At 49.9% G+C, this 11,919-nt stretch carries 10 protein-coding genes; 6 read left to right on the plus strand and 4 right to left on the minus strand.

The window, feature by feature from the left end; genetic code table 11:
- Nucleotides 1-25 precede the first annotated feature (25 nt).
- A complete protein-coding gene (gene radC, locus J7619_RS13300) occupies nucleotides 26-730 on the plus strand; it encodes a RadC family protein (RefSeq protein WP_291198936.1) in 705 nt (234 codons plus the stop codon).
- On the opposite strand, the gene J7619_RS13305 is transcribed toward radC, so the two are convergent.
- The 4 genes from J7619_RS13305 to J7619_RS13320 all read right to left on the minus strand — a co-directional run bounded on the left by J7619_RS13305 (nucleotide 731) and on the right by J7619_RS13320 (nucleotide 4,212).
- Nucleotides 731-1,546 carry a DUF3298 and DUF4163 domain-containing protein gene (locus J7619_RS13305; RefSeq protein ID WP_291198938.1) on the minus strand — a complete coding sequence of 272 codons (816 nt, stop codon included), beginning with the start codon at nucleotides 1,544-1,546 and terminating at the stop codon, nucleotides 731-733.
- Between the two features lie 31 nt (nucleotides 1,547-1,577).
- Nucleotides 1,578-2,312, minus strand: coding sequence for a LytTR family DNA-binding domain-containing protein (locus J7619_RS13310; protein ID WP_291198940.1), 735 nt, complete (start codon nucleotides 2,310-2,312; stop codon nucleotides 1,578-1,580).
- A 51-nt stretch (nucleotides 2,313-2,363) separates the two neighbouring features.
- Nucleotides 2,364-3,461, minus strand: a complete 1,098-nt coding sequence (locus tag J7619_RS13315; protein WP_291198941.1) for a sensor histidine kinase — start codon at nucleotides 3,459-3,461, stop codon at nucleotides 2,364-2,366.
- A 106-nt stretch (nucleotides 3,462-3,567) separates the two neighbouring features.
- The gene (locus tag J7619_RS13320; RefSeq protein ID WP_291198943.1) at nucleotides 3,568-4,212 is read right to left on the minus strand and encodes a histidine phosphatase family protein; all 645 of its coding nucleotides are present in this window, start codon (nucleotides 4,210-4,212) and stop codon (nucleotides 3,568-3,570) included.
- An 85-nt stretch (nucleotides 4,213-4,297) separates the two neighbouring features.
- On the opposite strand from J7619_RS13320, the gene J7619_RS13325 reads away from it, so the two are divergent.
- The 5 genes from J7619_RS13325 (at nucleotide 4,298) to J7619_RS13345 (ending at nucleotide 11,834) form a co-directional block, all read left to right on the plus strand.
- Nucleotides 4,298-4,723 (plus strand): hotdog fold thioesterase, encoded by a 426-nt coding sequence (locus J7619_RS13325; protein WP_291198945.1) that lies wholly within the window; start codon nucleotides 4,298-4,300, stop codon nucleotides 4,721-4,723.
- A 49-nt stretch (nucleotides 4,724-4,772) separates the two neighbouring features.
- Entirely contained in the window at nucleotides 4,773-6,020 is a 1,248-nt protein-coding gene (locus tag J7619_RS13330; RefSeq protein ID WP_291198947.1) for a chorismate-binding protein, read from the plus strand.
- Nucleotides 6,021-6,163: 143 nt separating this feature from the next.
- The gene (locus J7619_RS13335) at nucleotides 6,164-7,267 is read left to right on the plus strand and encodes an efflux RND transporter periplasmic adaptor subunit (protein WP_291198949.1); all 1,104 of its coding nucleotides are present in this window, start codon (nucleotides 6,164-6,166) and stop codon (nucleotides 7,265-7,267) included.
- Between the two features lie 52 nt (nucleotides 7,268-7,319).
- Nucleotides 7,320-10,409, plus strand: coding sequence for an efflux RND transporter permease subunit (locus J7619_RS13340; protein ID WP_291198951.1), 3,090 nt, complete (start codon nucleotides 7,320-7,322; stop codon nucleotides 10,407-10,409).
- Between the two features lie 63 nt (nucleotides 10,410-10,472).
- On the plus strand, nucleotides 10,473-11,834 hold the full coding sequence (locus J7619_RS13345; protein ID WP_291198953.1) for a TolC family protein: 1,362 nt from the start codon (nucleotides 10,473-10,475) through the stop codon (nucleotides 11,832-11,834).
- Nucleotides 11,835-11,919 lie beyond the last annotated feature (85 nt).

Genomic DNA, 11,919 nt, shown 5'->3' on the forward strand with positions numbered 1-11,919 from the left:
GCAAGTATTAATGCATCCCATTCATATGCCTAGAAAAAAGAGCGACAATCCGAAAGTGATCATCAATTGGCACGATGATGACAAGCCCCGCGAAAAATTCATGAACAAAGGCCGGGCCGCCTGCTCGGATTCCGAGCTAATGGCCATTCTGATCCGCTCCGGAACGAGGGAAATGACCGCCGTAGACCTGGCCAAAGCACTGATGACTTCCGTAGGCAACAATATCAACGAGCTTGCCAAGCTGAACGTCCGGGACCTCACTAAAATCAAAGGAATAGGCGAAGCGAAGGCACTCACCATTCTAGCCGCATTGGAGCTCGGCCGGCGGCGCAAAGACATTATTTCTGATAAAAAGCGTAAGATCATCGGCTCCCAGCCGGTGTATGAGGCTATGCGCCCCTACCTGATGGATAAAACCCATGAAGAGTTCTGGATTCTGCTGCTTAACCGCGGTAACTACGTCATGCGGGCCATACAGGTGAGCGTAGGCGGGATCTCCGGCACAGCTACCGATATTAAGATGATATTCAAAATCGCGCTGGACCATATGGCCAGTTCGCTGATCCTGGTGCACAACCATCCGTCGGGGCAACTCATACCGAGCTTTGCTGATAAGGTGCTCACCGAGCAAATAAAAGAGGCAGGCCGATTGCTCGACCTGCCCGTTCAGGATCATATCATTTTCACCGACGACGGTTATTATAGCTTTAAAGATTCCGGCGAAATGTAATCAGAACACCGCGTCCTTCCTGATAATGCCTTTCAACTCCTCGTAAGGGATCGTAAGTTCGATTGGTCCACGGGCGTAGGCTGCTATTTCATAGGGATTATAGAAGAACAGCACACCCTCCGGCGTAAATACATAATTGGCAGGAATGAAGAACTTGTGGTTCGCGAGAAAGTAACCGGCATCTTCCAGGTCAACCCCCGGAGCCAGCTTTTCCAATTCGCGAAACTTCTTTTCAACAATATTCAGCAAAGCCACCGAATCGGCCACAAAGTGCTTCATTTCGATTTCCTCGCCTGTTTTGCCGTCGAATGCATGATACGAGGTGAAACTGTTAGGATGTGCGCCGCCGGTGAATGCATAATGATCGAGTTGATAGAACATCACTTTCGGAGTCGTCATGACGGTGTCACCGTGCAATTCCACTTCCCAGCAGCCCGGTGAGTCGGGGAATTCCTTTTTGAAATCGTTGTAATTCTTTTCAAAATCCTCGAAGGCTGCTTTCGGGCTTTTAATGGCCTCCAGGCGTGCCAGCGCACTGGCCGGATCACCATAGGAGTTCAACCGCTTGATGGCCTTATCCGTCAGTATCTCCCTGATTTTGCTTGCAACCGCCCCGGAGTCAGTCGGCTCCCAGAGGTTGATCAGCACAGAAACGCCTTTGTTAGCAACCGTATCGCAACCTCCGAACTGCTCCTTTTTCACCTCCCCTGCCTGATAACCGGTTTCAGCGACTGCATTTTCTTTTTTAGACTGCTGGTTACATGCCCAGAACGACAAAGCGCCGAGCATCAGGGCAGCCATTTGCTTCAAACCCATAGTCTTAGATTTTTTACAGTTGGGAAAGCGATTAAAGGCTCATCAGTTCCTTGAAACGAATGGCCTGGCGACGTGAGATCTCGATTTTATCCCCGCCCTGCAAGGTTACCAGCAGCCCGCCGCTGAACCAAGGCTCGATTTTCTCGATCCAATGCAGGTTGATAATATGTTTGCGATTGGCACGGAAGTAAGTGTTCGGATCCAGGCGCTCTTCGAGGTTGTTCAAAGATTTCAGTACCAAAGGTTTCTGGTCGTCGAAATGCAGGCGAACATAGTTCCCCATTGATTCGAAGAGGCGGATTTTACCCAGTTTTACAAACCAGCATTTCTCACCGTCCTTCACAAACACCTGATCGTTTTCACCCAGTACCTTCTCGGCACGCTCATTCGCATGCGCGGGCGCTTCGGGCTGTGCCTGGTTCTCTTCTATGCGGTGAATGGTTTCTTTAAGTCGCTCGGTGTCGATGGGTTTCAGAAGGTAATCCAATGCATTGAACTCGAATGCCTTGATGGCATACTCGTCGAATGCGGTCGTAAAAATCACTTCCGGACTTTTACCTTCGATCGATGAAAGCAGTTCGAAACCGTTCTTACCGGGCATTTGGATATCCAGGAAAAGCAATTCCGGCTGCTGTTCCTCAATCAGCTTCAGCGCCTCCTCTGCATTGGCGGCTTCTCCTACTATTTCAATTTTAGTGTATGGTTCAAGCAATCTCTTCAACTCGTTGCGTGCTAGTCGCTCATCATCTACAATTAAGGTCCTCATGGCGGATGGATCAGTTAGGAATAATAAACAGATAGTATATTGATTTGGTCATTAGTTCTCTTTTTCGGATCCCTCTCCCACCATCATCACGCCCTCCGAAAGCATCGGGATTTTTATTTCCGAACAAACCACGTTCTCTTGCTCCTGGAAAATCCGGAATGTTGCCGCCTTACCGTACAAAATCGACAGGCGCTCGGCAGTATTTTTTAACCCAACCCCTCCGGACTCCGTATTGCCCAGGTTGCCTGCATTCACTTCCGTGTTTCCCAGATTACCCGAGTTATGGATGGTGATCACCAGCAGCTCATTTGCAATTTCCGATTTTAACCCGATAAATCCGCCTCCCATTTGCTTCGCCACGCCATGTTTGATGCCATTTTCGACGAGCGTTTGCAACATCATCGGCGGTACTTGCCAGTAAATGGCCTGAGGGTTGGTCGTAATGCTATAAGAAAGACGGTCTTCATAACGCACTTTTTCCAATTCGAGATAATCTTCTACCGTGCGAAGCTCCTCCTGCAAATCGACTGTTTTACGACGGTCGGCTAACAAAGAGTTCCTTAATATATTGGACAACTGTGTAATGCTTAGCTGCGCACGCTTAGGATCTTCGTACACCAGCGCGCGGATGCTGTTCAGGGCATTGAATGTAAAATGCGGGTTAAGCTGCGAGCGCAACACTTTCGCTTCCGCTTCGCGCATCGACATTTTCAGCATGATTTTTTCATAACTCGCCAGGCGGTTCTGCTCTACATAGTGGTAAACCGTGTAGGAAAGTATCCACGCCAGAAGGATTTTACACCAATTGGTATAATAACCCCAAAAAATCAACGGCTGGTTGAGCATGTTATGTTCCAGCACCTCACGGTCCATCGGCTGGTTAATCATCGTCATAATAAGTCCCAGCCACAATACCGACCCGATCACACGCAATGCGAGCCTGGGCAACGGAAGTGATGACCAGTTCCACCGCCTGATCACCAGGCGGTATACATGGGTAAGGCAAATGCCTAGCAGGATATTTGCCAGTGCAGAATAGAATTCCGTCAGCTTGAAACCGTATTCCAATAGATACGGAATGTATTCGAACATAATGATCAATGTCCAACCCAGTATCTGAAGAGTCCAATAGATGCGTTTTTTGGACATGAGCATACGAACGCTGATAATGTATTGAAAAGCCACAAATGTATTAATGACCCCTCAGGGGAGGTACATTAATACACCAATGGAAACGAATCTACACAAACGGCTGCTATATCGTTTGCGGGATTTCGATGGAAAGAAGGTGTGTGATGTCATTGGACACTTCCAGCTCGAACTGCTGGGTGTCGTAGGAGTAATTGATCTTGTAGAGGCAAAGATTGCTGTGCTCGTAGTCATCCATACGCACCAGCGGCTGGTTGAAAAGCGTAGTCAGCAAAACGCGCATGGCACGGCCGTGCATGGCAATGAGGATGTTTCTTTCATGCGGACGCGAGAGGATGGATTCGATCACCGGAATCTGGCGTTCGCGCACGTCAACGGGGCTTTCCCCGCCTTCCGCGGCAAGGTTTACCTCCCCTGCTTTCCAGGCATTTACCAGCTCACGGTAGTAGTTGTTATCACCCGTGTTCGGTTCGCGGCCTTCGCGGTCTCCCCAGGAGATTTCGTTCAACCCGGAATAGCTTTCATGCGGTATACCGAGCCTGATGAACCCGCGGACGGTTTGATGTGTTCGCTTTAAGTCAGAGGTATAAATTTTGTCAAACGGAACATGTTGGTAAGCATTAAAAAAAGCTTCGGCCTGAGCTTCTCCCCATTCATTCAGCAAGGAATCAACACCACTTCCCTGAACAACTCCCCTGCGGTTAAAATCAGTTTCACCGTGGCGAATGAGGTAAATCGATTTTCTTTTCAAAATAATAGGATAATTTAAATATAAAATTTACAAAAACCTTGTTTTTTATCCGCAAAGCCAATACAAATTTATACATTTTTTAGATATGTTTGCTAAAACCGTCACCGTCGATTCACTACAATCTTTTGGAAAGAACAGCATCGCCCACCACATCGGAATAGAGTTTACGGAAATCGGAAAAGATTATGTGTCAGCCAAAATGCCGGTCGACCAACGTACCCACCAGCCCTTCGGGATTTTGCACGGCGGGGCATCGGTGGTACTGGCCGAAACATTGGGAAGTATTGCTTCCTTTTTGACAATTCCCGAAAACGAGAACAAACACGCCGTGGGGCTGGAAATCAATGCCAACCACCTCAGACCGGTGAAAGAAGGTTATGTGTACGGGACCGTGCGACCGATCCATATCGGCCGTACCACACACATCTGGGACATTCGTATCACCAATGAAGAAAACAAGCTCGTTTGTATCAGCAGACTCACTGTCGCTATTGTGAATGCAGACCGCTAACATTATTTTGCAGAAAATTGACCTAACGGGACACGCCCATTCGTTATAAATGCTATCAGTACAGACCGACACCGGGATTTCGATATTTGAAGGATTACAGATTGAGGAGCTTTGGCGCGCTTCCAAAATGATGGGTTTCCCATCTGCATTATGGCGCCTGCCTCACACGAACGAAATCAAATTACTTATTTCCATTCAGGACGGGAGCCGCAAATGCCTTCCCGAACTTGAAAAAATGAGCCCGGGCTTCGTGATAAGCACATTTTACTGGGAAAACGATCAGGAAGTAATGTTCCTGGAAGGCGATATCATACTCACGTTCTCGGAGGACAACCGGATTACTAAAATTGAAAATCAGCCCGGCGAAGAACATCCCGAAGTAAAAAGACTGGTTCAACTGGCATTGACCGAAAGCAGCGAGGAAAATCAGCAACAGGTACCTGCCAGCCCGCTCCTTCCGCTAAGCGATCACCTCGATGCTAAATCCCGCTTTGAACGGACCGTAGAACTGGCAGTGGCAGCAATTCGTCAGAACCAGTTTAAAAAAGTGGTCCTCTCACGCACCAAAGACCTTCGGTACACCGATGCGTTCCAACCCGCCCAGGCATTTCAGCGACTCGTCAAAGCCTACCCGCACGCATTTGTTTCGCTGGTGAACCTTCCGGAAGAAAACGAAATGTGGCTGGGGGCCAGCCCCGAATTGCTGGTAGAACAAATGTCCGGCGGCACATTTAAAACCATGTCCCTCGCAGGCACACAGGGCGCACGCGACGCGTCGGGCACGCTCATTCCCAAGTACGACATCCGCTGGGGTGAGAAAGAGATTGAAGAGCAAGCGCTTGTGAGCCGCTATATTATTGAATGCTTTAAAAAAATACGCCTGCGCGAATACCTGGAAACGGGACCTAAAACTGTGCTGGCGGGTAACTTGTACCATCTCAGGACTGTTTTTGAGGTTGATACAGTAGCGCTTAACTTCCCTGAGCTCGCTTCGGTCATGCTCAAACTCCTGCATCCGACGTCCGCCATTTGTGGCGTACCAAAGGCGCCGAGCCTCCAATTCATCAATGATGTCGAAGGCTACAACCGCTCCTATTACAGCGGTTTCCTGGGGCCCGCGCAAGTGAGTGGCGATACCCACTTGTTCGTTAACCTCCGCACCGTCCGTTTCAAGGACGGCATTGCGACGTTTTTCGCCGGCGCAGGGATCACGGAAGACTCTGTACCTGAGCAGGAATGGTTTGAAACAGAGTTAAAATGCGATACATTGCTTAAAGTGATCGGGAGTTCCTTATAAAAAAATTAGCTGGCATTAAACTTTTATAGCGGCGAAAAGTCTAATCGGTTCGAGATTAATATCTAATTTTGAACAAACCTCTGAATAGGACGCATTTAGTCCGCCAGACTCCTAAACCAATTTAAGCCCAGGTAACCAACCCTATGAATGTTATCGCCAGATCTGCCCGTGCAGAAAGATTGCCAAACTTAACCAAACCTCTGTCTTCACTTTTCATTGCCGGTTCGCTCTTTATTACGCTTTCGTGCGGAGAAAAAAAGGATACTTTTCAACAAAAAGGCGGTGGAGGCCCCACCATCGTAGATGTGATTGTTGCGAAATCCGAGAAGGTAAGTGACAAGGTGGAGGTGAACGGCACCATCGTGGCCAACGAATTCGCAGAATTACGGCCGGAAGTAAGCGGATTGCTCACCTTCCTCGACGTGCCCGAAGGCAAAACGGTACAAAAAGGCACCGTGATCGCCCGAATCAACAATGCAGATCTCCTTGCCCAGCTCAACCGGTCGAAAATACAACTCGACCTTGCCGAAACAACCGAAAAAAGGCTCAAACAACTGCTCGCCGTCAACGGTATCAACCAGGCAGATTACGACCTGGCGCTGAACAATGTCAATACGCTCAGAGCAGATATGGCCTACACACAGGCCCTGATTGACAAAACGATCATCAAGGCGCCGTTCACAGGTGTGGTAGGTTTGCGCAAGGTGAGCGCAGGCGCGTACGTAACGCCTCAGAGCATTATCGCCACCATGCAGCAGCTCTCCAATCTTCGCATAGACTTCACGGTTCCCGAGAGCTATCAGCAATATGTAAGCAAAGGCGGTACCGTAGAAGTAATGCTCGACCAGGCTTCCGGCAAATATGAAACCGCCCGCATTCTGGCGATTGAACCGCAAGTGAACCAGACCACCCGCAACCTGACTGTCCGTGCGGTGCTCAGCTCAGGGAATACCAGCCCCGGCTCGTTTGCAAAAGTGTATATCACTGCCAGCAATAATAAGAATAGCATACTCATCCCCTCCAATAGCATTATCCCGGAAGCACGCAGCAAGAAAGTCGTGACCGTGAAAGGCGGCAAAGCTGTTTTCGCACAGATCGAAACCGGCGACCGCAGGGAAGATGTAGTGGAAGTGACCAAAGGCCTGAATGTCGGCGATACGGTGGTTGTTTCGGGCGTACTTTTTGCCCGTCCCGATGCTCCTGTGAAAGTGAGAAGTGTTAGAAACCTGAATGTAGCGAGTAAGTAGCAAATGCCTCCGCGGCGCTTGTTGCAGTGACCATTCCTTTGAAACCCGTGCTATGAATATTTCAGAACTATCCCTGAAACGGCCCGTTTTGGCGGTCGTGATGAACCTGCTCATCATCCTTTTTGGTGTGGTAGGATATAACTTTCTTTCCCTTAGGGACTACCCCGCCATTGACCCGCCGATCGTGAACGTGCGAACGAGTTACACCGGTGCCAATGCCGACATTATCGAGAGCCAGATTACCGAGCCCCTCGAAAAAAGTATCAACGGTATCCCCGGTATCAAGAGTATCAGTTCTTCGAGCCAGATCGGTTCCAGCAACATTACCGTCGAATTTAACCTGAAATCCGACCTCGAAGGCGCCGCCAACGACGTACGCGACAAGGTAAGCCAGGCTGTCCGCAACCTTCCGCAGGACATCGACGCGCCGCCCGTTGTAAGCAAGGCCGACGCCAACTCCGATTTCATTCTGCTGCTGGCGGTACAAAGTCCGTCGAAAGGTTTGCTCGAACTGAGTGAATATGCCGAAAACGTGCTTCAACAAAGTCTGCAGACGATCGACGGTGTGAGCGCGATCAACATTTTCGGGCAAAAGCGGTACGCGATGCGCATCTGGCTGGATCCCAACAAGATGGACTCGTATAACATCTCCTTCAACGATATTACCACCACCCTGGCTTCGGAGAATGTCGAATTGCCTGCCGGTAAAATTTACGGCGACAATACGGAATTGACGATCCGAACAATGGGCCGTTTGAAAAGCGAGAAGGAGTTCAACGACCTCGTCATCCGCAACGACAGTTCTGGGATCGTGAGGCTCGGTAATGTTGCCAAAGTCGAGCTGGGGCCAGAAAATGAAGAGCAAAGCTGGAAATACAACGGTATGTACGCGGTAGGTCTGGCGGTAATCCCCCAACCTGGCGCCAACTACGTGCAGATCTCCGACGAGTTCAACAAGCGCCTCGCAGAGATCCAGAAATCAAATAAATCGGACATTACTTTCAACGTCCTCATTGATAATACCCGCTTGGTGCGGCAATCGATCAAAGAGGTAGAAGAAACATTGATTATCGCATTCTCTCTCGTGGTAATCGTGATCCTCTTCTTCTTCCGGAACCTGCTGGTGGCCGTGCGCCCATTGATCGATATTCCGATATCGCTCGTGGCGACGTTCTTCATCATGTACATGTGCGGGTTTTCGATCAATATCCTCACCCTGCTCGGTATCGTGCTTGCGACGGGCCTGGTGGTCGACGATGGTATTGTCGTTACGGAAAACATCTTCCGGAAACTCGAAAGCGGCTTGCCCATCCGGCAGGCAGCCCTGGAAGGAAGCAGGGAAATCTTCTTTGCTGTTATTTCTACCTCGCTGACGCTTGCGGTGGTGTTCCTCCCGGTAATCTTCCTCGAAGGTTTTGTAGGAAGCCTTTTTCGGGAATTCGGGATTGTGGTCGCCTCCGCGGTATTGATATCCGCATTCGTTTCCCTCACAATAACGCCGGTACTGAACGTGGTCCTGAACCGCAAGGACGCAGGCCATGGTTGGTTTTACAATAAAACAGAACCATTCTTCACCGGAATGGAAAACGGCTATAACCGGATGCTCCGCGGATTTATGAAAGCCCGCTGGATTTCGTGGGTGCTGGTCGTTGCCTGCGGTGTGCTGATCTGGTTTACCTACACCCATTTGCAAAGCGAACTCGCGCCAATGGAAGACCGGAACAGTGTCCGATTCAGCCTTTCGGCACCCGAGGGTACCAGCTTTGATCAAATGCAGCAGGTATCCGACCAACTCAGCAATTTCCTGAATGATTCTATTCCGGAAAGAGCATTTACATTCTCGGCTACACCCGGTTTTGGCGGCGGTGGTGTGAACAGTGGAACGGCACGTATCGGTCTGGTTCCCGCCGACCAGCGCAAAAGAAGCCAGAATGATATCGCGCAGGACATCAATAAAAAACTATCGAGATTCAACGACGCCCGGATATTCGCGACGCAGGAACAGACGATTTCCGTGGGTATCGGTTCCAGAGGCTCCCTTCCGGTTCAGTTTGTATTGCAAAACCTCGATTTTGACAAGCTGAGCGAGGTCCTTCCAAAATTCCTCGACGAGGCACGGCAAGATCCAACCTTCCAGAACGTCGACGTTAACCTCAAATTCAACAAACCCGAGGTACGCCTGACCATCGATCGTCTCAAAGCGCGCGACCTGGGCTTATCGACCACCGATGTGGCTGCTACCATTCAGGCCGCATTCAGCGGGCGTCGCCTGGCCTACTTTATCATGAATGGCCAACAATACCAGGTAATCGGTCAGGTCGAACGCTCGGAGCGTAACAAACCTGCGGATATCGACAAGTTATATGTGCGGAACAATCGCGGCGAAAGCATTCCACTTACCGCTGTTGTGCATATGGAGGAGGAAAGCGGCCCACCGACCATTTACCATTATAACCGCTATAAAAGCGCCACTATTTCCGCTTCGCTCGTAGAGGGTAAAACCATCGGCGACGGGGTGGAAGCCATGCGCCGGATCGGGGCCAAATTGCTGGACGAATCCTTCCAGACATCGCTCACGGGTCCTTCCCGCGACTTTGAGGAAAGCTCCTCCAATACCAGCTTTGCATTCGGACTGGCACTTTTGCTGGTGTACCTGGTGCTTGCAGGCCAGTTTGAAAGTTTCACCGATCCGTTCATCATCATGATCACGGTGCCGCTTGCATTGGCAGGTGCATTGTTGAGCCTTTATTTATTTGGATTAACCATTAATATCTTCTCACAAATCGGGATGATCATGCTCATCGGGCTTGTGACGAAGAATGGTATTCTCATTGTGGAATTTGCCAACCAGAAACGGGAACAGGGCATGGGCAGGATGGCGGCAGCCGTCGAATCGGCGACGCAACGTTTGCGTCCGATTCTGATGACAAGTCTGGCCACCGCATTCGGTGCATTACCGATTGCATTGAGCCTCGGTGCGGCGGCCACCAGCCGGGTACCGCTTGGCGTGGTGATAGTAGGTGGTCTGATGTTCTCCCTGATCCTGACATTGTTTGTGATCCCGGCGATTTACACATTCATTTCACCCAAAAAACACAAGGTAACGGAAGAGCAAAAAATGGCAGAGGAGCTTGTGGCTTAATATTCTAGGTATCAATCCTTTTCGAAGGAGATTATTCATACAAAATCAATTATTGTTCTTTACATGGGCTCGCTCACCTTTCTTAAGAAACACAAAAACGCATTCATATTCCTACTGCTTTGCTCCGGTAACGTTTGGGCCGGTGTTCCCGGTGCTGGTCTCACGGGCGCTGGCGCACCCGCCGACACACTCGCGCTCACGCTGGAACAAGCCGTGGCTACCGCGCTCAAAAACAGCTACGAAATCGAGATTGCGAAGAATAACGTAGACGCGAATACCATCCTGAACAATTATGGCGTAGCAGGCGGCTTGCCGACCGTTGCCCTTAACGCTTCCAATACCGAGCAGATCACCCAGGTAAATCAGAAACTGAACACCGGTGTCGAGATCAATCGTAACGCCGCGGCCGGTAACAATACCCAGGCAAACCTTTCGGTGGGCATGCTTCTGTACAATGGAAAGCGTGTGGTAGCTACCAAAAAACGATTGGCTGAACTACAATACCAAAGCTCCGAGGTGCTCAATTCACAAATTCAGAACACGATCGCGCTGGTCATGACGAGCTATTACGATGTGGTGCGGCAGCTGAGCTATATCAATACGATCCGCACATCGATTGTAGCGTCTGAAAAACGCCTCGAAATCCTGCGGGTACGAAAAGAAGCAGGGATGGCCAACAATGCGGATATTTTCCAGGCCGAAATCGATTTGAATACACTCAACCAGATGCTGCTGAACCAGCAAATGGTAGCGCAAGTGGCCAAAACAGAGTTGCTTCGCACTCTCACGCTCGATCCCAAATCGGCGGTGACCATCAAAGATACCATTACGGTAGACAACAATATGCAACTGGCTGCTGTCATGGACAAGCTGGCTGCCAATGCCGACATCAAAGCGGCGGACCATCAGATCAAAATCAACGAATTGATTGTAAGAGAGACTGCTGCACTTCGTTACCCTACGGTCCGTTTCAATGCGGCTTATAATTTTTCGCGTAACCAAACCGCCGCCGGTCTTACCTTGCTCAACCGGGTGGTCGGTCCGCAGGCAGGCCTTACCCTCGCCGTCCCGATTTACAACGGCACGGCGTTCAAACGCCAGAAGCAAGCCGCTGAAATCGACACGAAAACAGCCGAATTGCAGAAAAACACGCTGCTCCGCGATTACAGTGCCAGCGCGGTGAAGATGTACCAGACCTATCAGAGCTCCATCGAGCAGCTCGAAAACCAGAAAAAAAACTACGCGCTCAGCAAACAACTGCTCGATCTGACCCTTCAACGTTTTGAGCTTATCCAGGCGACGATCATCGATGTGCGCGAAGCCCAACGCAGTTTTGAAGAAGCGGGTTACAGGCTAATCAACCTGAATTATGCCGCCAAATCTGCTGAAATTGAACTGAAAAGACTTAGCAATACGCTTCAATAAAGCCACCGCACGTCCCTGGTATCAAAATTTTTCCGGGGACGTGCATTGATTTCCATATCAGTCCTGTCCAAAGTGTAAGAGCCGG

The organism is Dyadobacter sp., assembly GCF_017744695.1.
Classification (GTDB): domain Bacteria; phylum Bacteroidota; class Bacteroidia; order Cytophagales; family Spirosomataceae; genus Dyadobacter.